Consider the following 23349-nt stretch of genomic DNA (forward strand, 5'->3'; position numbering starts at 1 on the left):
GTTCCCCGCCTCCTCAAAACTTGACGAGTCTCTCCCAAGGGCGCCTGTTCACGATCCCGCGATGGAGGCCCCGCCGAAGGCGCCCACAATGCGCTGCGGTTCCCGACGGCCCAGGAGGCGTGCTCGCCAGGCCTCGTCGCTCTCGACGACGACAAGGTCGGCGGAGCAGCAGTGGCGCGAGATCCAGTTCAGGTCGCGCTCGTCCAGCCAGGGTTGGTCGGCGAAGAGGGCCCGCCCCAGCACCAGAAGGGCCACCTCGTGGTGCCGGACAAAGTTGACCACCGCGAGGCGTGCGTCGTGGCTGACGACCCGCCCGTACTCGAACGGCCCGTCGACCGACGCCCCAAAGCGATCCATCCGGGTCTCGAAGTCTACGTCGTCCGGCGATTGCACCTCGGCGGTGGAGTCGAGCGGCAACTGGTCGAGCACCGCATCGAAGCACACCGGGACCTCGCCGCCGAGGCTGCTGCCCACGAACCACGCCGTGGCTGCCGGTAGCACCAGCACCCCGGCCACGGGAGGAACTGCACGCATCGGTTTGGGCAGCAGCAGCGGCCGTGTGCCGGTCCCGGGCTATCCGCGCCAGTAACTGGGACTCAGGACCACCAGGAACGTCATCACCTCCAGCCGGCCCGCCACCATGAGGAGGCACATGAAGAGCTTTGTCGGAACCGGCAGGGCCTCGAACCCGCCCATGGGCCCGACGGCGCCGAAGCCCGGGCCGATGTTGCCCAGCACCACCAGCGTGCCGGAAAAGGCCTCGTTCAGGGCAAGGTCGATCCCCACCCGGTGGGCATCCACGGCAATAAAGCCGGTGCCGCCGACCACCAGGAGGAGATACGTTAGGATCACGATGAGAATGCCCCGCACCACCGGCTCCTTCACCGCGCGGCGCCCCAGCCACATCGGGCGGACGGACGACGGATGAATCATCTGGAAGAGTTCGCGGCCGATCACCTTGAAGCCGACGGTCCACCGCATGAGCTTGAGGCCGCCGGACGTGCTGCCGACACACCCGCTGGCAAACATGAGGAGGAGCAGGACCACGAGAATCTCCTCGCTCCATACCGCAAAGTCAGTGCTTGCGTAGCCCGTGGTGGTAAGCAGGGTTGCCGTCTGGAAGGTGCCGTGCCGGAGCGTTTCTTCGAGGCCCCCGAACTGTCCGTTGCTCCACAGCATGGTGCTCACCAGGAGGCTTCCGACGGCAAAGACCGAGAGGTAGACCCGAAACTCCGCGTCGCGGGCGGGGGCCGTCGGGTCGGATATGATCGCCTGCCAGAGCAGCGTAAAATTCATCGCCGCCACGAACATGAACGGGATGATGATCCACTGCACCGTGGGGGCGAAGGCCTCGACGCTCCGGGCCTGCGGCGAGAAGCCGCCGGAGGGAATCGTGGTAAAGACGTGTGCGAGGGCCTGGTACGGCGTCATGCGGGGGGCGAGCCCGGCGTAGTGCACGGCGAGGAGCAGCGCCAGGAGCACCACCGAACACCCAATGTACAGCAGCCACAGGCGCCGGGCCGTCTCGGCGATGTGTGGGGTCAGCCGCTCTAGGCGCGGGCCGGGCACCTCCGCGTCAAGAAACTGGGCGCCCCCGGCCGACAGGCGTGGCAGAACGGCGACCGCCAGCGCGAGAATGCCCATGCCGGCAATCCACTGCGTGAGCTGGCGCCACATCATGAGCGCCGCCCCGTGCTTCGCGATCGAGATGTCGAGCAGGACCGTCGACCCGGTCGCCGAAAAGCCGCTGAAGCTCTCGAAGACGGCGTTGATGGGCGTGGCGAAGCTGCCCGTGCCGCTGAGGAGGTAGGGAATGCTCCCGAGGAGCGAGACCAGAATCCAGGTGAGGGTCACGAGCAGGAAGCCGTCCTGGACCGTGAGCTCGCTGTCGCCCCCAATCCATTCCGCGAGGGCGCCCGTTCCGAACGAGACCCCGAGCGGCACTAGGAAGGGCACCACGGTGGTGTCGTGGTACAGAGCCACGGCGACCGGCACCAGAAAAACAGCCGAGAACCATTTGAGGACCGGCCCCAACACACTGCTAACCCGACGGAGTCGACGACCTACAATCATAATGCCTCCAACACTTCAGCCGAAACGTCGGTCTCGACGAACATCACGAGGTGATCCCGGGACTTCAGAACGGTCTGGCCCCGCGGGATGAGGACCTCCCCGTCCCGGATGACCGCCCCCAACACGAAGTTGTGGGGCACCGTCTCAACCGCCTCCTCAATCGGGTGCCCCACGAGAGGGCTCTCCGCCGTGAGCTCCACCTCGACGACCTCTCCGCGATCGCGCTCGACGAACGTGATCTTCTCGATGCCGCGCACGCGAGTGTGCCGCAGGATTTCCTCGATGACTTCCCGGCGCGGGTTGACCGTGGTGTCGATGCCGCTGCTCGTGAAGACCGACTCATACACGTCGCGATGGACCACGGACAGCACCCGACCGGCCCCGAGGTCGCGGCTCAGGGTCGATGTGAGGAGGTTTCGCTCGTCGGGCGTGAGGGCCGAGACCACGAGGTCGGTGTCCGCCACCCCTTGCCGGCGCAAAAACTTCGGGTCTGTCGCGTCGTCCTGGAGGACGAGTGTGTCCGGCAGCTCCTGAGCCAAGGCGTGAGCCCGGTCGGGGTCTTTCTCGACGAGGCGCGGCTGAAGGCCGCGCTGTTCAAGCATCCGGGCCGTCTGGTACCCGATCTCGCCCCCGCCCAGAATCATGATCCGGCGTGCCGACTGCACGCTGGTCTTTGGGGTTAGGGTGCCTGCGAACTCCTCAACTTGGCGCGGCCGCCCAATTACCAGCAGGCGAATGCCGGGCCGGAGGCAGGTGGTCCCCCGTACAATCTCCATGTGCTCGTCGTCGAACACCGCCACGAAGTTGACCCCATCGGTGAGGCGAAGGTCCTCTACGGTTTTCCCGGCGATCGGGCTCGCCTCCGGCACAGTGAATTCGGCCATGACGACCCGGCCCTGCCCGAAATGCTCGACGTTGCGGGCCGTAGGGAGCCCCACGACCTCGACAATGTTGCGGGCCGTGAGGTGGTCGGCCCCCACCATGAAATCGACGTTGAAGGCCTCTCGAAGCTGCGACCAGGTGGCAAGGTACTCTGTTTCGGCCACACGGGCGATGGTGAAGGCGCCCCTGTTCATCGCGCGGGCCGTGCTGCAGATCAGGATGTTGCTCCGGTCGTCGCTCGTGCTCCCAATCACCAGATCGGCGTCCTGTACCTCCGCGGATTCGAGCACATCTACCCGAGCCCCATTGCCCTCGTACGTAAGTACATCGGTTTCAGACCGGATTTTCTCGAGGCGGTCGGCGTTCTTGTCGACCGCGATCACCTCGTGCTCTCCGGCCAGCGCGTGGGCCACGCTGCTACCAACCTGTCCGACGCCGATGACGACGACCTTCATGAGATGAGGGAAGGTCCTTCTTGAGAGTTTATTTGAGACCGGGACGTCACGCGGAAGAAGGGTCTGGGACGGCGGAGGTCCATGGTTTGTTTTTGGCGATTTATTTTTGGCCAGCTGAGGGCGCCCCAAATGTGACTACTAAGCAGAGCAATCGCAACAGTACGGTCGTCCTGCCCGTGGAGGCTCGCAGGCACCGTCCCCCACGAGAGAATGGGGTTATGGCGAAGGGATGACCAAAGACCGCCCGGACGCACATTGGATTTCCGTTGGCGCGTTCCCGAACTCTCACAGTCAGGGCGTGTTGTTCGGTCTCGAAGTACAGACCAAATCGTCAAGGTCGGTTCCACCTGTGAACACATCATACCAACAACAGCCTCCGTCCGGTCGCAGGGGCGTCCTGTGGCGGCTCTGGTCGTGGTGGCGGTCGCTGAGTCCGCCCCAGCTGTTCGTGGGGGCCTTCCTCACGCTGATTGTGGCGGGCACGGTCGGGTTCATGACCCTGCCGGGCCTCTACACCGGGCCGCCACTGAACTGGGTCGACGCTCTTTTCACCGCCACGAGCGCGGTCTGTGTGACCGGGCTCATCGTGGTCGACACCGCCGAGTATTTTACCACATGGGGCCAGGCCTACATCCTGCTGCTCATTCAACTTGGCGGGTTGGGCATTATCTCGTTCACGTCCGTCATCCTGGCCGCTCTCGGGCAGCGCCTGTCTCTGCGGCAGGAACAAATGGCCGTAAGCGGGGCGAATCTCGTGGACGACATCGATTACCGGGAGCTCACGTGGGCGATCCTCCGGTTCACGTTCGTGGCCGAGCTGGCCGGGGGCGTTCTCCTCTACGCGTCCTGGGTGCCCCGATTTGGGTGGGGCGGGGCCGTGTGGCACTCCGTCTTCCACACGGTGAGTGCGTTCTGCAACGCCGGGTTTTCGACGTTCACGACCTCGCTGGAGGCCTTCCAGGGCAATCTGCCGCTCCTGACGGCCGTGATGGGGCTCGTCGTGGTGGGCGGGCTCGGTTTTCTGACCCTGGAGGAGCTGAACGTGTGGCGGCGGACGCGCCGAGCCGAAGGCCGTTTCCGCCTGTCCGTGCACTCCCAGATCGTGCTGGGCACCACGGCGTTTCTGATTGTGGCCGGCTGGGTGGCCTTTACGGCGTTCGAGTGGCACAACACGCTGGCGGGGATGTCCATCGGGGAGCGCCTCGTCAATGGCCTCTTCGCCAGCATTACCCCGCGCACCGCGGGGTTCAACACCATCGACTACGCGCAGGTGGAAACGGAGACGAATTTTCTCACGATCGTCTTTATGATGGTCGGCGGCTCGCCCGGCTCCACGGCGGGGGGCATCAAGACGACCACGTTTGCGCTGCTCGGCCTCCTGGCCTGGTCGCGCCTGCAGGGCAGCCCCACCACGAGCGTCTCCGGCCGCACCATTCCGGAGGCAACCCTTCAGAAGGCCATGAGCCTCTTCGTCGTGGCCTTCGGCATCGTGACGGTCGGCATCTTCGTCTTCAGCGTGACCGAGTTCGGGAACGGCGTGGCGGCCTCGGCCGCCCCCTTCCTCAGCTACATGTTTGAAGCGTTCAGTGCCTTTAACACAGTGGGGCTCTCGATGGGCGCCACGGGCGACTTGACCACGCCCGGGCGCCTCTGCACCATTGTTCTGATGTTCATCGGCCGCGTGGGTACACTCACGTTTGTGGCGGCGATGGCCCGCGAGCCGACACGCATTAAGGGCGGCTTCCGGTACGCCTACGAAGACGTGTCGATCGGGTAGCTCCCCCTTCTACATATACATCCAATCCCAACACTCTTATGCATCGATTTGTCATTGTAGGACTCGGCAACTTCGGGTCCAGCGTCGCGGAGGCGCTCTACAGTCACGGGCACGACGTTATTGCCGTGGACGTCGACGAGCAGGCCGTGGACGACATTGCCCCCCATTGCTCCCGGGCGGCGGTGGGCGACGGGCGAGAGGCCGCCATGCTGGAGGAGATTGGGGCGGAGGACGCGGACGCCGCGGTCGTGAGCACCGGCGACGACATTACCGCGAGTATCCTGGCCACGATGGCGTTGCAGGATCTGGGCGTCGAGACCGTTTATGTGAAGGTCATTTCGGACAACCACGCCCGCATTATGCGGCAGCTCGGCGCAACCGAGGCGGTCTTTCCCGAGCGTGACTCGGGCTTCAACCTGGCCAGTCGCATTTCGGAGAAGGGGGTCGTCAACTACGTGCGGATGGGGCGCAACCTGAGCATCCAAGAGTTGGTAGTGCCGGAGGAGTGGCGGGGCCACACGCTCCGCGAACTCAATGTGCGGGCCGAGTACGACGTATCGGTCGTGGGCCTCCACGAGACGACGATTGACGATATGGTCGTCCCCCCCGATCCCGACGATACGCTTCAGCACACCGACACCCTCATTCTAGCGGGGACGGATGAGGCCATTGAGAAGGTCGCCGAACTGGCCAGTGCAACGGCGGAGGAGGCGGAATAGTCTGGGGGCGCTTGCATACAACAACGGGCACGGCATCCGGAATAGAGACACGCTCCAATCGTCGTCGGGCTTCGAATCGACCGGGCTGCATCACGAGCCGGGCCGATCAAGGGGCGTAGAGGCGTCTGGGGCGTCACGGTCTCACGTCCCCGCCGGAGCCGGCTGGCCGTCCCGCCTACGCGGCGCCCCTCATCTTTTCCCCCGCTGGTTCGCAGGCGCACCGTGGGGCCCAACGTTATTTCGACGAACACATGAACGACTGGCAGCGACGTGTTACGGGGACGATCGGCATTGTGGTGACGACGCTCCTGTCCTACGCCCTCATCTACCAGTGGGGCATGCAGGCGTATGAGAACGAGTCGGTGCTCTACGTTCAGGCGCTACAGGTGGTGATTGAGGCGATCACCACGGCGGGGTTCGGGGGACATGCGCCCTGGTCCAGCCCGCAGATGAACGCAATGGTTCTCTTCATGAATCTGACGGGTGTGCTGTTTGTCTTTCTCGCCGTGCCCCTGTTTGCCGTCCCGGTGCTTCGAGACGCCTTCGAACAGCGTCCCCCGGAGTCTTTCTCAGGGGAGGGCCACATCGTGCTTGCGCCCCACACCTCGCGGGTGGAGGCCCTCATCGGTGAGCTCGAGGCACAGGACCGGCCGTACGTGATCCTCGAGCCGGATCGGGATCGGGCCAAGGCCCTCTACATGGACGGCTACCCGGTCGTCCACGGCGATCCGGAGTCGGTCTCCGCCCTCCGCGGGGTGGGCCTCGAGGCCGCCTCCGCACTGGTGGTCGACGGGCGGGACGAGGTGGACACGAGCGTGATCCTCTCGGCGCGCGAAATCAGCGACGAGATCAAAACCGTGGCCGTCATCGAAGACAGGGCGCTCGCACCCTACCACCGGATGGCCGGAACCGACCACGTCCTCTCTCCACGCCAGCTGCTTGGCGAGGGGCTGGCCGGAGAAATTCCGTTTCTTCTCCGGATGGCCGAGGACGCAACGATCGGCATCGGGGAAGACCTGGAGGTCGCCGAGCTCGACGTCGAGCCCGGAAGCCCGCTCTGTGACCAGACGATCGGGCACCTCCGGCTGCGCGAGCGCTTCGGAATTGACGTGATCGGGGCCTGGTTCGACGGCACGTTCGAGAGCCCCGTCGGTCCGGAGACGACTGTCGATTGTCGGGCGCGGCTTCTCGTGTCCGGGGCGCCCGAACGCATTCAGGCGCTGCGGCGTGAGGACAGCTCGACGCTTCAGATGCGGAAGCGCCAGCGGGTCATCGTCGTCGGGTACGGCCAATCCGGACAGGCGGCGGTCGACGTGCTCGCCGATACGGAAGCGCAGTTGACCATCATCGACGCGAAGGATCTCCCGAACGTCGATGTCGTGGGCGACGCGCGGGACCCCAGTGTGTATGAGGAGGCCGACGTGGGGGCCGCGGATGCCATTGTCATAGACCTTGATGACGACACGACGACACTGCTTGCGACGCTCATCGCGCGGGACGCCAATCCCGAGGCGCACATTGTCGCCCGCGCAAACAAAGAGGAAAACGAGCGGAAGATCTATCGAGCCGGTGCGGACTACGTACAGTCACTCGCGACCATCAGCGGGCGCATGATGGCCGCGACCGTCCTCGACAGGGAAGAGGTGCTTTCGTTCCGGACGAAGATCGACGTGGTACGGTTTAAGGCGGAGGGGCTTGCCGGACGCACGCTCGCAGGGGCCGACGTTCGGGCCGAGACCGGCTGCACCGTGGTGGCGGCGGTCCGCAACGGCGATGTGGTCACGTCACTCGATCCGGAGGCGTTTACGTTTCGGGACGACGACCAGCTCGTCGTGGTGGGCACCGACGAGGGAGTCCACCGCTTCGAAGACTCCTTCCTTCGGTAAAGGGGCCGGCTACTCCCGAATGGGTGTCTGTGCGTTCTCTTGGGGTGTTTGGGGAGTGGCCCCGCGGATGCTTCGGAACGGGCGTAGTGTTGTCTCTCGCACTCCCTAACTCATCGACGACGGCCCCCGGACGGACTGTGTCGAGGCCTGCGCCCACAAGACGATCCTGGAAGAAGGTGGCCGCAAGACCTCCTCCATTCTTCGCCGTCAACGATCGTTCGTGGGCAACGACCGAGAGTTCGCGGGGGGGCTGGCCTCGGTGGTCACCGGAATGACGATCCCGTTACGGGCGCACGGTGTGCAGGCCAAACCGCTCCGGCGTGCCGCCGTTGGCCAAAGTCCATTCTACAGTGCAAAACAAGCATCAACCATGGCCCAGGCAGGAGATCGATCTCCAGCCGCACGCCTCGGCCTCCTCGACGCCACCATGGTCGGCATGGGGGCAATGATCGGGGCCGGTATTTTCGTCCTCACGGGACTGGCCGCAGAGATTGCCGGCCCGGCGGCCATCCTGGTCTTTGCGCTCAACGGAGTCGTGACGGTGCTCACCGGCATCTCGTACGCGGAGCTTGCGAGTGCCATCCCGAAAAGCGGAGGCGGGTATGTGTTTGTGCGGGAGGTGTTTTCGGGGCCGACCTCCTTCCTCATGGGATGGATGCTGTCGTTCGCCTACATGATTGCGGGGGCGCTCTACGCGCTCGGGTTCTCGTCGAACTTCGTCGAGTTTGTCCACCTCTACTGGGCAGGCCTGCCCACCGGGCCGGTGTGGCACATCCTATACGCCCTGACGGTGGTGGGCCTCTTTGCCCTGCTCAACGCCGTCTCCACGGAGGCAAGTGGTGGGGCGGAGACCGTCGTCACGATCATCAAGATTATCATCCTGCTCATCTTCGCCGGGTTTGGCGCCTTTGCCGTGCAGGGCAGCAACTTTGAGCCGTTCTTCGCGAAGGAGGGCTCCTCCGTCGCGATACTGAAGGCGATGGGGCTCACGTTTATCGCCTTTGAGGGATACGACCTCATTGCCACCGTGACCGAAGAGGTCGAAAACCCTCGGGAAAACATTCCGAAGGCCATCTTTATCAGCCTCATCGCGACCGTGGCCATTTACCTGATCGTCGTGTGGGTGGCCATCGGCACGCTCGGGGCCGAGAAGCTTGGGCAGGCCGGCGAGACGGGCATTGCGGAGGCCGCGACGAGCTTCATGCCGACGATCCCGCTGCTGGGGGAGGGCGCCGCGCTCATCGTCTTCGGTGCCGTGTTTTCGACGGTGAGTGCCCTCAACGCCGTTGTCATTGCGTCCAGTCGGGTCGTATTCGCAATGGGGCGTGAGGACCAGCTCCCGAACCCCCTTGGCCAGATCAGCGCACGGTTCGGCACGCCCCTGGCGGCCGTCATGGTGAGCGCCGCCGTCATGCTTGGGAGCGTGGTTCTCCTGCCCATCGAGCAGGTCGGGCGCGTATCCAGTCTCTTCTTTCTCGTCTCGTTCGTGGTGGTCAACTGGAGCGTCATTCGCCTGCGCAACCGGCGCCCCAACATGCGCCGTCCCTTCGAGATGCCGTTCTACCCGGCCATCCCCCTCCTCGCCATCGCGTTGAACCTCGTGCTCGCCTATTTCCTGCTCCGCGACGACCCGTACACGCTGGTGCTGGGGCTCGGGTGGATCGCCATCGGCGGTCTCGTGTACGCGGGACTGCAGTGGCGCCGATCGAGCCCGGAACCGGCCGAGGCGTGACGCTTCACCTCTGCTCTCATCGATTCTCACCTGTCCCATGAGCGTTTCCGGAAAGGACCTTCGCATCATCATTGCCGGCGGCGGCCAGGTCGGCTTCCGCACGGCGGAATTTCTCGACGAGCGCGGCCACGACGTCGTCGTCATCGAACGCGACCCCGACCGGTGCCAAGAAATTGCCGACGAGTACGTGGCGACGATCATCGAGGGCGACGCGACGCTGCCCGACGTTTTCCAACAGGCCGGGCCGGAACGGGCCGACGTGCTGGCGGCGATGTCGGACAACCCGCTGACCAACCTCGCCGTGTGCATGATTGGTCAACGGATGAACCCGGACCTCCACACCGTGATGCGGACCGACGCCGAGACGGGCGACGCCCACGCGGAGCTCGTCGACGCGGTGGTCTATCCGCGGCGCGCCAGCGCGCTGCTGGCGGTCAACGCCATTCTGTCCGGCAGTGTGCGGTCGCTGGAGCACGCCATGGGGGCGCTTGACATCGCGGAGGTGCGCATCGGGCAGGACGCTCCGGTGGTAGGGAAGGTGCTGGACGAGATTAGTTTTCCGGAGGGCAGTCTCGTGGTGAGCGACGTGGACGGCGCGCGGGTGGCCCGGGCCGATACGGTGATGAAGGCGGGGCAGCGGTACATCGTGGCCGCCGAGCCGGAGGTTATCGAGGAGGTGATGCAGCTGCTCCGGGGCTGAAGGAAGAGCGGCGCCCTCGCTCTCGTTCAGGAGGTCCAGTACGCCGGCGTGAGAAGGATCAGTACGGTGAAAATCTCTAGGCGCCCGGCCCACATGAGCAGCGCCAAGAGCACGGTGGTGGGGTTGGAATAGGCGAGGTAGTTTTCCATCGGCCCGATCTGGTGGAAGCCGGGCCCAATGTTGCCGATCGAGGCCGCGACGGTGCTGAGCACGCTGAGCGTGTCGGTTTCGAGCCCGATCCGGACGTTTTCGGCCTCGATGACGGCGGTGCTCGTCAGCGTGAGGAAGAAGTAGGCGACGATCATCAAGACGATCTGGCGGACGACGCGGTTCTCAACGACGTGCTGGCCCACGTGAATGGGGCGCACGGCGCTCGGGTGGATGCTCACGAAGAGCTCGCGGAGGACGGCCTTCGTGCTCACGATCCAGCGCATCACCTTGATGCCCCCGCCGGTGCTCCCCGTAGATCCCCCGATGAACATGGCCACGAACAGGACGGTGGTGGCGATGCCGAGCCACGTGTCGAAGTCGGTCGACGCGTAGCCGGTGGTTGTGATCATCGTGAGGGCCTGAAAGAGCGCGTGGCGGGCGGTCTCCTCGATGGAGCCGGTGGTCTGCTCGAAGACGAGCGCGGCGCTCAGAAGAAGCGTTACGGCCCCGATGGCGAGGGCGTACGTCCGAAACTCCTCGTCGGCCTGCGGGCGACGGACCGCACCGGTCACGACGCGCCACGTGAGGGCGAAGCTCGTGCCGGCCAGAAACATGAACGGAATGATGGTCCACTGCACGAGGGGCACGAAGGCCTCGATACTGCGCGCCTCCGGCGAAAAGCCGCCCGTGGGCATGGTTGTGAGGCCGTGGGCGACCGCGTTGTACAGCGTCATGTTGGGGGCCCAGCCGGCAAGGTGCCACCCGTAGAGCAGCACGATCTCCAGGACCGTCAGGCCCGCGTACAGGATCCAGAGCCGGCGGGCGGTGTCGGTGATGCGGGGGACGAGACGGCTGAACCGGGGCCCGGGGGCCTCCGCTTCTAGCAGCTGGGCCCCGCCCACGGCGAGCCGGGGCAGGATGGCCACGGCGAGCACGATGATGCCCATCCCGCCGAGCCACTGCGTGAGCTGCCGCCACATCATGAGGGCGGGCGAATGGAAATCCACCGAGATGTTCTTCATAACGGTGGCGCCGGTGGTGGTGAACCCGCTCATGCTTTCGAAGAAGGCGTTCACCGGCATCGCCACGGTGCCGCGTCCGGCGAGCACATAAGGCATGGCCCCAACCAGGGCGGCCAGCAGCCACGTGAGGGCGACCAGCAGAAATCCCTCCCGCGTCCCGAGGTCCGGGTCGGACTTCAGTTGTTCGAGGGCCCATCCCCCGACCAGTGCAGCGCCCATGGTCGCCGCAAAGATGCCCAGATCCTGCCCGTCGACGAGGGCGATGAAGAGCGGCACCAGAAGGGGCACCGCGAGCCACTTTACGATGGTGCCGGCCAGGCTGGAGGCACTTCGCCAATCCGTCATACGGTCAGAAACGCGGCAGAATCAGAGACGAACGGTCCAAATCAGAGTGGGAAACAACCTCAGAGCCCATCGGCGATGGCCTCGGCGTGCTCCGCCCGGGCAATCACGACGACCCGATCCCCCTCCCGAAGGTGTGTCTCGCCGCGGGGAACGAGGACCCGCCCCTGCCGCACGGCGGCCCCGACGACGCAGGGCCCTGGCAGGTCGGCGATGGCCTCTTCGATTCGGTGATCGGTGAGGCGTCCCTCCGCCGTCAGCGTCATCTCGAATACCTCGGCCCGCTCGTGTTCGATGCGGGCCACCGCGTCGGCGTAGCTCTCCTGCACGTGCTGGCTGACGTAGGCGGCCGTTTCCTCCCGTGGATGCACCACCCCGTCGAGGGCGCTCATCTCGCCGAGGTCGACGTACTGCTCCTCCCGGATCACCCCGAAGACGCGCGGCACGCCGAGCTGTTTGGCGAGCAGGCCGGCCAGCAGCACGCGCTCGTCGGGCTGGAGGGCCACGAGACAGAGATCCGACTGGTGGAGCCGCTCGGCCTCCCAGAAGGCGCGGTCGGTCGCGTCGGCCTGAAGGACCAGTGTCTCGGGGAGGGCCTCGGCAATGCGCTCGGCCCGAACGGGGTCCTGCTCCACGAGTTGCACGGAGAGCCCCCGCTGCCGGAGCAGGCGTGCGGCCTGTACCCCAATTTCGCCGCCGCCGAGAACCGCAATCCGACGAATGTCTTCGCCGGCCGTCGACGGGTTCAGTTGAACCCCGAAGGCCTTCACGTCGTCCGGATTGCCGACGGCGACGAGGCGGTCATTCGCCCGCAGACGGGTCGGTCCCTGAGGAATGATCATGTCCTCGTCGCGGAGGAGGATCGCGAAGGTGATGCCCCCGAACCGATCGGCCTGCTCAACGGTCTCGCCCGCCAGCGGGCTGTTACGCTCCACTTCAAACTCTGCCATTTCGATGCGCCCATCGGCAAAAAAGCGCTCTTCGAACGCCGTCTCCTCAGCTGACTGGAACCCGACGAGACGCGCGATGGACCGGGCCGTTAGGGCCGAGCGCCCGACCATCAAATCGACGCCAAAGGCTTTCCGCGAGTGATGCCACGTGTCCAAGAACTGCGTATGGGCCACCCGCGCAATCGCAAAGGGATCGGCCTCCAGCTTGGCCGTGCTACAGGTCAGGATGTTGGTGCGGTCGTCGTCGGTGCAGGCGATGAGGACGTCCGCCTCATCGAGGCCTGCCTCCTGTAGGACGCCCAGTTGCACGCCGTCGCCCTGAACGACGCGGACGGTCCCGGGCATCTGTTCGAGGGCGTTGTAGCGCCGGTCGACGGCCGCGACGGTGTGATCGGGGGTCAGTTCCTGGGCGACGGTTTGTCCGACCTGCCCGGCCCCGACGATAAGAGTCTTCATCAAAATTCAGTCCTTGATGGAAAAATCCGGGGCCCCGATTCGAGAAATAGGGGTGAACGCGAAGACGAATCAGGCGGCCTGGGTGGCCCTTTCGGCGGCATCGACGTCTTCGTCTTCGTGGCGGACGACGATCACGGGAATGTTGACGCTCGTCACGATCCGCTCCGGCATCGTGCCGAGGAGAACCTCCCGCACCGACGGCTTGCTCTCGCCCAGGACGGCGAGGTCGTGCTCCCCGGCCCACTCGACGATGGTGTCGGCCGGGTCGTCGGCGGCGATCGACTCAAGCTCGATCAGGCCGGCCTCAATGCCGTGATCGCGCATCATCTCTGCGGCCGGTTCGAGCACGTCCTCCCGCGAGGACGCGACCGTTTCCTCGTCCTCGAGAATGTGGAGGAGCGTCACGTCGGCCGTGCCGTCCTGACAGAGATCGGCGACGAAGGGCGCGATTTCCCGGACGTTCTGGATGCCGCGCAGCGGCACGAGGACGCGGCGCAGCTGCTCTACGGGGCCGGGGATCAGCACAGCGTCGCAGGACTCCTCCATGCTCACCCGACTCATGGTGTCGAGCTCATCGCCCGTAAACACGAGGCGCGTGGTGACGTCGGCCCCGGCCTCTTCAAACCGCCGGGCGGCCGCGTCGAGCATGTCCTCGGCCTCGGCGCCGAACTGGTCGCGGGCCTGGGCCGGGCTCGTCTGCTCCGGCACCGAAAACCACCCGAGGAGCACCACCCGGAGTGAGGACAAGACGCGGACGAGCGCTGACGGCAGCGGCTCGGGGTCCGGCAGCTCGATGTCGACGAGAATGGACGAGGGGGCCGAGGAGGAGTCCATCATGACGTGATTTCGGAAATCGTGACGGTGCGTGCGTAGTAGAAGTACCATCCCGCGGTGGCGAGCAGGATCCCCCCGCCGATCACAATCGAAAGCAGATTCATGAAGGCCACGAGCCCGAAGCTGGTAAGGGCCCCAAGGAGGGGGACGACCGGGTAGCCGGGGCATCGGAAGGTCGGCTGGTACCCGTCGGGGGGCGACTGCCGAAGGACGAGAAGGGCCACGCAGATGAGGCCGTACATGAAGAGGTGCAGCAGCGAGGCCACCTCGGCCAGCACCTCGACGCGCCCGAAGAGGATGAGCGCCACGATGGGGCCGCCGGCGAGCAGGAGGGCGACGTGGGGCGTGCGGTACCGCGTGTTGATCCGCTCCACCTGAGGGGGCACGAGGTCGTCCCGACTCAGGGCGTAGATGGACCGGGAGGCGCTCAGGATCGACGCGTTGGCGCTGGAGAGTGTCGCGAGCAGCCCGCCCCCCAGCAGGGCGGCGGCGCCAAACGTGCCGGCGATGCTACGCCCCACGTTTACGACGGCCGTCTCGCCCAGCTCGGAAAGCTGGGTGCTGCCCAGCAGGCTGGTGCTAATAAAGATTGTAAGCACGTAGAGGGTCCCCACCAGCAGCACGCTTCCGATCATGGATCGGGGCAGGTTCCGGCTCGGCGACTTGATCTCCCCCGCCACGGTGGCGATCTGCACGAAGCCAAGATAGGAGGTAAAGACCAGCGCCGCGGTCGTAAAGACCGGCATCGTGCCGTACGGGAAGAATGCCTCTGGGGTCTGTTGGCGCCCGAGGAATCCCATCGCGTCCAGCCCGCCGTGGCCGAGGAAGCCCGCGAGGATGGTCAGGAGGCTTCCCACGATCCAGTTCTGCAGGTCGCCCGTGTTCTCCGTGCCCGTGACGCTGATCCCTGTGAGAAGGATGGCCATGCCGAGGGCGAGCCCCACGACCGAGACGGGCAGGCCGATCCCGAGCTCACGGACGAGATCCGACAGGTAGTGCCCGAAGCCCACCAGGTAGAACGCCGAGGCAAAGACGAGGCCCAGCCACTGCCCGATGCCCACCATGCAGCCGAGGAGGGTGCCGAGGGCGCGCGAGACGAAGAAATATCCGCCCCCACTTTCGGGCATGGCCGTGGCGAGCTCGGAGGTCGGCAGGGCCACGAGCAGGGCGATGACGGCCCCAATGGCGAACGAGAGCATGGCCGCGGGGCCGGCCTTGCCGGCCGCCAGCCCCGGGAAGACGAAGATGCCTGCTCCCACCATGGTCCCGGTGCCGATGGCCAGCGCCGGAAGAAGGCCGAGCGTCCGCTCAAGCTCTTGGGGGTCCGTCTCCGTCACGGAAGAAGAACTGGGTGTGCTCATTCTACTTGCAATTGGGAGATATATACCTGAGCCGACGTGAAGTGCGCACCGGCGGAGAGTGGGCCTCGGTTCCCGGAGTAGGGATGGGCTACGTGGACAAGACATCCACCACCCCCTGCGTGACGGACCGGGGCTTGTAGAGCGCCCCGCGGGCGAGGGCCACGGTGCCCTCACTCTTCTCGCCGATCTCCTCCGGCACCGACCCGAAGAGTGCCTGGGCCACGGCCGTGCTCCGGGTGGCGCCCACGCAGATGGTGTCGTAGTCCTGTACCGCGTTGAGCAGGGTCTCCCGCACGTCGCCGTCCGTGACGATCACCTCTTCCGTGTGGTCCTGCTCGATCCCGGCCTCCTTGACCACGGACTCGATCAGCGCGCGCCCCTCTTCCTCCGGATCGTACTCGCCGTTCTCCGACGGGCCCTGCACGTTGAGGAGGGTGAGGTCGGACTCTGGATCGCTCTGCGCAAACTCGCTCGCCCGCTGTGCCCCCAGCCGGGTGTACGGCCCCTCCCCCACGAGGGCGACGACATCCCCGACCGTCTCTTCCGGGCCCTTCTTGACGAGCGTGAGCTCGCAGGCGGTCTCCTCGACGATCGGGTCAATGTTGGTCCCCAAAATGTGCTCGACGCGCTTGCGCTGGCCGCTCCACCCGAGCACGACGTGGGAGGCCCGTTCCTCCTGGACCACGTTTAGCACCGCGTCGCCGACGCTGCGCCCGACGATGGCGCGGGTGCGGATGCCCACGCCCAGGTCCTCGGCCATCGTCCGGGCGTTCTCGAGCAGTTCCCGCTGGCGCTCCACGCGCTCCTCCTCAAACTGGATGCCCTGCTGCAGGGACGTTTGCTGCGGGACCTCAATGACGCTGACGGCGATGAGCTCGGCTTCCTGCCCGTTCTTGTCGGCGTGCCCGGACGCAATGGCGGCGCCGAGCCGAAGTAGGAACCGCTCGGTGTTGGGGTTGGCCACCGGAATGACCACGCGGTAGCGGCCGCTCGGCGGCGCCCGGCGCCCCCCCTCCGCCGCGATCGCCTCGCCCACGAGGCTGGGCTTTTCGGCACGAGTGCGGGCGTACGCCAGGTACCACACGACGCCGATGAGGACAATCACGCCCCCGATCATGAGCACGAGCGGGCGCATCTGGGCGACGATGACGATGCACGAGATGAACCCGAGGATCGGGATGATGGGATAGGCGAGGCCCGGAAGCCGGAAGTCCGGGTCGTACCCCTCGGGCTCGGCGCGCCGCATCACGAAGACGGACACGTGGACGAGGGCGTACGTGACTAGGTAGGCAAAGCTCGCCACGTCGGCGAGCGTCTCGATCCCGACGCCGAGGGCGATGAGCCCGAGAATGACGGCCCCGGTCACGAGAATGGCCCGGTAGGGCGTACGGTAGTCCGGGTGGATGTTGTTGAGCCAGGGCGTGAGGATCTTGTCCCGGCCCATCGCGAAGTTGACGCGGGCCGCCGACAGGATGGAGGCATTCGCGCTGGAGACGGTTGCCAGGACGGCCCCTACCACCATCATGAGGGCGCCAAACGTGCCCAGGTACGTGCCGGCCACGTCCGACACCGGAATGTAGGAGTTGGCCAATTCCGGCACGGGCAGGACGCCGGTGGAGATCAGCATCACGAGCACGTAGAAGACCGTCGGCGTGAGCACCGACGCGATCATCGAGAGAGGAAGGTTGCGCCCTGGGTTCTTGATCTCTTCGGCACTGGTGGCGATCACCTCGAAGCCGATGAAGGTGACGTACACCGTCGCGGCGGTCGAGGCCACGGCGCCCCAGCCCTGCGGGTTGAAAGGGCGGAAGGTGTCCCAGTCGATGTTAAACACGCCGAACGCCAGGAAGACCAGGATAAACCCGATCAGTAGAATCACGATCAGGTTTTGAAGGGAGCCGGTCTCCTTGACCCCGCGGTAGTTGACCCCCACGAGCAGGGCCGCCATGATGAGGGCGGCGATGGCGACCCCGGTGCTCCCGAGGGGCATGAAGTAAGTAAGGTACTGCCCGAAGCCGAGCATGTAGAAGGCCGTGGCGAACATGAGGCCGCCCCACATGCTCCAGCCCACCACGCTGCCGAAGAAGCTGCCGAGGGCCGTGTTGACGTAGTAGTAGCTGCCGCCTGCCTTCGGCATGCCGGTGGCCAGCTCCGACAGGGACAGGGCTGTAAGCAGCGACACCGCCCCGCCGATGAGAAACGAAATCATGCCGGCGGGCCCGGCGTTCTCGGCGACGATGCCGGGGAGGACAAAGATGCCCGCTCCAATCATGGTCCCGACGCCGATGGTGTAGGCCTCCAAGAACCCGAGATCCCGGGCAAGTTCTTGTTCGGGGGCGGCAGAAGAATCGTCGGCCATAGGTAGGGAAAAGAGATCGGGACGAAAATAGAGGCGAATGGCAGGGGAGAGCACAGACCAGATCACGGGTGTTCTCCCTCAGATCCAAGTCGTATGCTCGTCCGTGCCTCACGCTGGATGCGTCTCAGGGCCTGGAGACGACGGGGCCGTGGTGAGAGAAGGCGACTGGAAAACGGACGATGTGCCGAAAACGGCACGGGCCCACTCGAACACGGAAGCGTCTCCAGACAGAAATTTTAGGGCCCGAGTTGTGACCATTAACAACGCATGAGTGTGGTCGCGGGGTTCTCGTATCTTCCACAGGGCATGAGACACAAGCATACGAGACAGTGCGACTGCCATCAACCGAATTTGCGCACGAACGCCGGCCGTTCGAGACAGCCCGAAGCTGCTGAAGTCCGCCTGTGGAGCGCCAGCCACGTGCTTTTCAAAATTGCCTGCTTCGGTTGCGATCCCCGATCCGTCATGTGGGCCAAGTCGGGGCCCCGGTCGCTGATCCAGACGTTGATCTGTTCGCGCGGGCCGATGCACATGCCGGGCAACACAGGGGACGATGCCCATCCGTTCTCCCAAGAAATCGGAGAGGACAGTTCGGTAGTCTCGATCCCGCTCCGCGGTGTCGGGCGGGGTCAGAAAGAGCACGCTTGGTCGAAAGACGGCGCCGCCCTCCACAACCGTCGAGGGGGCAAAGACGCCCCGTTTTCGAAAGGTCCGAGGCTCTTGGTTTGGTCGCCAGGGTGCTCCAGAGGGCGGCCGGGGGACTTCATTCGCTTCACTGAGCCCTTCGAGACCGCGGTGCCTCGGAGGGGGGCACGCAGACAAGGTCGTGCATGAAAAGATGTGGCAGGGAGCCCTCCTCCGCCAGCACCTCTGTGCGCCCACAGAGGACGAGGGCCACGATGAAGCCGCCAGCCAGGAGGGGAAGGAGGCAGGCCGCTTCAAGCTACGGGCCGCTTATGCCAATGCCGACTCCCGCCCCGAGTCGCGCACGAACATGCACGTAGAGTCCGTCTGGTCGACGAGGCGGCGGATGGTGTCGAAGTCCGGTTCGGGCTGAAGGCCGAAGATGTTCAGGTCGGCCTGAGGCGCCGACGTGATGTACGTGTTGAACGGCTCGGTGCCCACCACCGCGGTGCTGTTCGGAAAGCGCCCCAGGTCGATCATCTTCTCCAAGAAGTCTTGTGCCTTGGCCTGCTGCTCGGGGTCCCCAACGGCGGTGACGAGCCGCATCTGTGCGTCCCAGTTCTGCGACAGCTTATAGCCCGTAAGCAGGGCAAGATCGAGGTTTCCAATCTCCATCGAGATGCGCCAGTCCGGGCTCCGGTCGCGGATCCAGACGTTGATGGTCTGGCGCTGGCCCAGCGCGGCCCGCGGGTGTGGCGCGTAGAGGAGTGTGCCCACGTTCTCGCGATCCGCCTCCGCAATGACGTGTCGGTAGTCCTTCTCCCGGTCCGGCGAGTCGGGCATTCGGAGGAATACGATGTTTGGATGGAAGAAGGCCCCGCGCAAGGCCTGCATCCCCGCTCGCAGCCCCTCGGCAAAGCCGCCCGCATCGATGATCGTGGCGGAGGCAAAGATGTCCCGCTCCCGAAAGGCCGCCGTCAGCGTGTCGAGCTGTTCGTTTAGCACATCGGGGCGTCCGTTTGGGCTCAAGCCCACAATCTTGACCGAGCCCTGCGGTGCGGTGAGGTCCTCGATAGTGAGAAAAGAGCCGCGAAGGTCGCTGCTTTGCTCCACCGGAATCAGCAGGTTGGGCTTCCAGGCCCGCTCCTGCATGGTGGGCAGCTCGGTCACCTTCTTGGCCGCCCACTCCGCGAGCGCCACGAACATGCCGCTACGCACGTCCTCGAAGGGAGCGTCCAGCTGCCGACGCGCCAGAATCACGTAGAAGCCGAGGGTCACGACCAGCGCGACGAAGCTCACCGTAGGGTTGATGATGAACATGGCCAGCAAGGAGCCGGCGAGGCCGAGGAAAGATACCCAGATGGGGATGCGGAGGCGCGGACGAAAGCTCACGAGGCCGAGGCTCTGTTCGATAAGCACCGCCGCGCAGATCATGGCGTAGGTGACCAGGAAGAACATCGTAATGAGCGGCGCGATGGCGTTCAGGTCGCGCACCATGAGGGAGGCAAAGATGATGCCCCCCGTCACCATCATCGCGTGGCGCGGCTCGCCGTCGGGCGCGAGATGGGCGAGCCAGTCCGACTTGGGCACGACCTGGTGCGCGCCCATGGCCTGCAGGATGCGCCCCGCCCCCACCAGGGAGGCGAGGGCCGAGGAGAACGTCGCCCCCAGCAGCCCCCCCAGCACCGCCGGCGGCCAATAGGCTTTGTCCACCATGACCGCGTAATTGCTCACCATCTCCTCGGGCGTGGCCGACATGGCGAGCCAGATGGCCAGCAGGACGTAGATCACGAACGACACGGCGATGGCCGCCAGGGTGCCCACGGGGATGCTCCGCTTTGGGTCTTTGAGGTCCCCGCTCATGTTGGCCCCGGCCATGATGCCCGTCGTGGCGGGGAAGAAGACCGCGAAGACGACCCAGAACGAATTCGGCTGTGTGGGGGCCTCGGGGGCGCCCACGAAGTCGCCCCAGAGCTGGATCTCGCCGAGGCCGTACTGCATCGAGCCGGTGGCGGCCGCCGCGGCGATGGAGACGAGCGAGGCGCCGATGAGCGCCATGATGAGATACTGCACGCGGATGGCAAAGTCGGCGCTTACGTAGGCGATGCCGTATAGGACCGCAAACGTAGCAATGTCGACCAGGAGGGCCGGATGACTCGGAAAGACGAACAGCCAGCCCTCGCGGAAGCCGAAAATGTACATCGTCACCGCGAGGGCCTGGGAGAGGTAGCGCGGGATGCCCACGCTGCCGCCCACCTCCAGCCCCAGCGACTGGGCAATCACCGCGTACGCCCCGCCCGCCCCGATGCGGATGTTCGTCGTGATCGACGACATGGCGAGGGCAGTGCAGAGGGTGATCGCAAATCCGACCGTGATGATCAGCAGCCCACCCAGCAGCCCCGCGTTGCCGATGATCCATCCTTCTCGGAGGTACATGATGACCCCGAGGATCGTGAGCACCGTGGGGGTAAAGACGCCGCCGAACGTGCCGAACTGCTTGCGTCCCGAGATGGGAGCCTCCTCCGGCGTCATACTCACGTCCATCTCGGCGGTGTCTTCGAGGGCCGGTTGAGCATCCGGGTCGGACGGAGCGGTGGGCTTTTTTTTACCGTTTTCCGGCTGGGGGGCGGTCATGGCTGTGGCGGCGATCGGCTGGTTCGCAAAACAATGACGCCGGGCGGCGTCCCGTGTCCCCATCGCGAATTGCGCTCATCGGGCCGACAGTTACCGGAAGAGGGCGAAGCCGGGAGGAGCGCCCCAGTATTCGCATGAGGCCAAGGAAGCACAGGGAGCGGCAAGGGGCGGTCCGGGACCCACGCTGGTTGTCCCCGGAGAGTCAGGTGCCGCCGCACACAGGTGCCGGAACCGTTCCCGGTCTCCGTCAGCCCGTCTCCGGCGTGTCGGTGGTTTCCTCATCGGGCGTCTCCGGGGACGTCTCCTCGACCTCCAGAAGTCCATCCCCTTCCGCCTGCTTGACCTCCGGGGTCTTGTGCTCCTGATCCCGCGTGTCCATGCCTGCTCCGACGAGGGCAACGAACTGGTCTTCGGGCCGCAGCCGAAACTGGTTCATCTCCGACACAATCTCCAACGTGTCGTTGTCGCGCAGGATGAAGAGCGGAATAACGGTTTCGTTCTCGTATTCCTTCGATAGGTCCTCGTAGCTGTAATACTCCTGCGTCTCGTCCGACGCGTCGTCGTTCACCGAGAGCACCTTAATGGTGTCGCCCCGCTTCAGGTGGGCCTTCAGCGACTGGTAGCTGGTGTCCTCCCCGAAGAGGGGGCGGCCGCGAAGGTGGCCGGGCATTACGCCCTCCCCTCCGTGCCGGCTGTCGGGCTGGGCGGCGAGCTGGAAGATGTTGGTGGTCTCGAAGATTTCGGAGAAGTGGAGGGCCGTCAGAGAGGCGACCTCATCGTTTGGGATCGTGATGAGCAGGTCCCCAATGCCGCTGAGGGTGATCTCGTCGAGAATGTTCTCCGACAGCGCGTTGCCCCGGTGCGCCGTCAGGCCCTCCTCGCGGGCCGACCGGACGTGAACCGGGTTGTTATCGAGCAGGGCAACGGAGTAGCCCAACTCCTGGACGTGCTGGGCCACCGTGCGCACCCAGGGTGCCGCCCCCACGAAGAGGAGGCCATTCGGGTTTGGCTCGGCCAGGTCGAGCCAGCGGGCGAGGGGGGCCAGCGTGAGGCCGTAGATGGCCACCGTGCCAACGATCACGGCAAAAATGACCGGCACCATCCCGTCCACCGCTCCAGGATAGATGGGGCGCAGCTGGTACGCAAAGAGGGAGGCGACGGCCGCGGCCACGATACCGCGCGGGGCCAGCCACGACAGGAACGCCTTTTCCTCCCACTCCAGGTTCGACCCGAACGAGGACACAAAGACGGCGAGGGGCCGCACGATCACGACCAGAATGCCCAGGAAAATGAGCACCCGCAGGTCAATGTATTCCAGGGCGCTCATCTCCAGGCGGGCGCTCAGGAGCACGAAGAGCGACCCGATGAGCAGCACCTGAAGGTTCTCCTTAAACTCGATGATGCGCTGTACCGACACGTACGGCTGGTTCGCCAGGGCGATGCCCATGAGCGTCGTGGCGAGCAGGCCGGACTCGTGCTGGAGCACATTGGCGACGACAAAAGCCACGACCACCACCATCAAGGTGACCGGATTTCGGAGAAAATCGGGGACCATGCGCCGCCGCAGGATGACCACGAGCAGTATGGTGGCCACCACGCTGATGCCCAGGGCCACGAAGATCTCGAGGCCCAGCCCGATGGCGACGTGCTCGGCGGCGGCCGAGGTCCCGACGCCCGCCCGTGCCGGGTCGTTCAGCAGAATCAAGGTCTCGAGAACCAGTACGGCCAGGATGGCCCCCACCGGATCGATCGTGATGCCCTCCCACTTGGCGATGGTGCTGACGCGGCCCTTCGGCCGAACGTGGCGTAGAAGGGGAATGACGACGGTCGGCCCCGTCACCGTCAGGATTGCGCCGATAAGCACGGCCAGTCCCACATCGAACTCGAGGATGTAGTAGGCCCCGGCCGCCCCGAGGCCCCATGTGAGCAGAACCCCGATCGTGATGAGGTTGAAGACCGTACTCCCCACCTCCCGCAGCTCAGAAAGCCGGAGGCTCAGCCCTCCCTCGAACAAAATGATCCCGATGGACAGGGAGACGAAGGCGAACAGCCAGTCCCCACGGAGGGACTGCGGGTCGAGCACCCCTAAAACCGGACCGGCGAGGAAGCCCACCAGAAGGAGCAGGAGAATGGAGGGCAGCCGAAACCGCCACGCGGCCCACTGCGCCCCGATGCCCAACATGACGACGACGGTGATGTTGAGAAGAATAGATTCAGGCACGGCCTGGAGAGCGTCGGCGAGAAAAACACGAGCCCGGAATGGCCGGGAGAGAGAGTCTAATGAATCCCATTGATCAGTCGTCCCCCGATGCCCCGACCGTCCGGATCAGAACGTTGAGGGTGGTCGCTGACTTGGCGCCAGTGGCTTGACGGGAATAAAAAGGATGGACATA

At 65.3% G+C, this 23349-nt stretch carries 15 protein-coding genes; 5 read left to right on the forward strand and 10 right to left on the reverse strand.

Annotated elements, in window-relative coordinates; all coding sequences use genetic code 11:
- Positions 1-48 precede the first annotated feature (48 nt).
- Genes OJB03_RS05920 through trkA (OJB03_RS05930) form a run of 3 tightly spaced genes read right to left on the reverse strand, consistent with a single transcriptional unit; the run spans position 49 to position 3410 of the window.
- Positions 49-534 carry a hypothetical protein gene (locus OJB03_RS05920; protein ID WP_263785947.1) on the reverse strand — a complete coding sequence of 162 codons (486 nt, stop codon included), beginning with the start codon at positions 532-534 and terminating at the stop codon, positions 49-51.
- Between the two features lie 39 nt (positions 535-573).
- A complete protein-coding gene (locus tag OJB03_RS05925; RefSeq protein WP_263785949.1) occupies positions 574-2073 on the reverse strand; it encodes a TrkH family potassium uptake protein in 1500 nt (499 codons plus the stop codon).
- Positions 2070-3410, reverse strand: a complete 1341-nt coding sequence (gene trkA, locus OJB03_RS05930) for a Trk system potassium transporter TrkA (protein ID WP_263785951.1) — start codon at positions 3408-3410, stop codon at positions 2070-2072. Before trkA (OJB03_RS05930) ends, OJB03_RS05925 begins: the two co-directional genes overlap by 4 nt.
- 349 nt (positions 3411-3759) lie before the next feature.
- On the opposite strand from trkA (OJB03_RS05930), the gene OJB03_RS05935 reads away from it, so the two are divergent.
- From OJB03_RS05935 to OJB03_RS05955, 5 genes are all read left to right on the forward strand, one after another.
- Positions 3760-5187: a TrkH family potassium uptake protein gene (locus OJB03_RS05935; protein WP_263785953.1), complete on the forward strand. Its 1428-nt coding sequence runs from the start codon at positions 3760-3762 to the stop codon at positions 5185-5187.
- 38 nt (positions 5188-5225) lie between these two features.
- A complete protein-coding gene (locus OJB03_RS05940) occupies positions 5226-5906 on the forward strand; it encodes a potassium channel family protein (RefSeq protein WP_263785955.1) in 681 nt (226 codons plus the stop codon).
- A 251-nt stretch (positions 5907-6157) separates the two neighbouring features.
- Positions 6158-7792 carry a potassium channel family protein gene (locus OJB03_RS05945; RefSeq protein WP_263785957.1) on the forward strand — a complete coding sequence of 545 codons (1635 nt, stop codon included), beginning with the start codon at positions 6158-6160 and terminating at the stop codon, positions 7790-7792.
- Between the two features lie 370 nt (positions 7793-8162).
- The gene (locus tag OJB03_RS05950) at positions 8163-9524 is read left to right on the forward strand and encodes an APC family permease (RefSeq protein WP_263785959.1); all 1362 of its coding nucleotides are present in this window, start codon (positions 8163-8165) and stop codon (positions 9522-9524) included.
- Positions 9525-9561: 37 nt separating this feature from the next.
- Positions 9562-10224 (forward strand): potassium channel family protein, encoded by a 663-nt coding sequence (locus OJB03_RS05955; RefSeq protein ID WP_263785961.1) that lies wholly within the window; start codon positions 9562-9564, stop codon positions 10222-10224.
- Positions 10225-10250: 26 nt separating this feature from the next.
- Here the strand turns inward: OJB03_RS05955 and OJB03_RS05960 are convergent, their stop codons facing one another.
- The 7 genes from OJB03_RS05960 to OJB03_RS05990 form a co-directional block, all read right to left on the reverse strand.
- Positions 10251-11741, reverse strand: a complete 1491-nt coding sequence (locus OJB03_RS05960; protein ID WP_263785963.1) for a TrkH family potassium uptake protein — start codon at positions 11739-11741, stop codon at positions 10251-10253.
- A 59-nt stretch (positions 11742-11800) separates the two neighbouring features.
- On the reverse strand, positions 11801-13144 hold the full coding sequence (gene trkA, locus OJB03_RS05965) for a Trk system potassium transporter TrkA (protein WP_263785965.1): 1344 nt from the start codon (positions 13142-13144) through the stop codon (positions 11801-11803).
- Between the two features lie 69 nt (positions 13145-13213).
- Complete coding sequence (locus OJB03_RS05970; RefSeq protein WP_263785967.1) at positions 13214-13981, reverse strand: universal stress protein; 768 nt, start codon at positions 13979-13981, stop codon at positions 13214-13216.
- Positions 13978-15339, reverse strand: a complete 1362-nt coding sequence (locus tag OJB03_RS05975; protein WP_263785969.1) for an APC family permease — start codon at positions 15337-15339, stop codon at positions 13978-13980. Before OJB03_RS05975 ends, OJB03_RS05970 begins: the two co-directional genes overlap by 4 nt.
- Before the next feature lie 88 nt (positions 15340-15427).
- Positions 15428-17698: an amino acid permease gene (locus OJB03_RS05980; RefSeq protein ID WP_263785972.1), complete on the reverse strand. Its 2271-nt coding sequence runs from the start codon at positions 17696-17698 to the stop codon at positions 15428-15430.
- A gap of 954 nt (positions 17699-18652) precedes the next feature.
- Entirely contained in the window at positions 18653-20956 is a 2304-nt protein-coding gene (locus OJB03_RS05985; RefSeq protein WP_263785974.1) for an amino acid permease, read from the reverse strand.
- A 247-nt stretch (positions 20957-21203) separates the two neighbouring features.
- On the reverse strand, positions 21204-23177 hold the full coding sequence (locus OJB03_RS05990) for a cation:proton antiporter (protein WP_263785976.1): 1974 nt from the start codon (positions 23175-23177) through the stop codon (positions 21204-21206).
- Between the last annotated feature and the right edge of the window lie 172 nt (positions 23178-23349).

This window comes from Salinibacter grassmerensis, from assembly GCF_947077765.1.
In the GTDB taxonomy this organism is placed as follows: domain Bacteria; phylum Bacteroidota; class Rhodothermia; order Rhodothermales; family Salinibacteraceae; genus Salinibacter; species Salinibacter grassmerensis.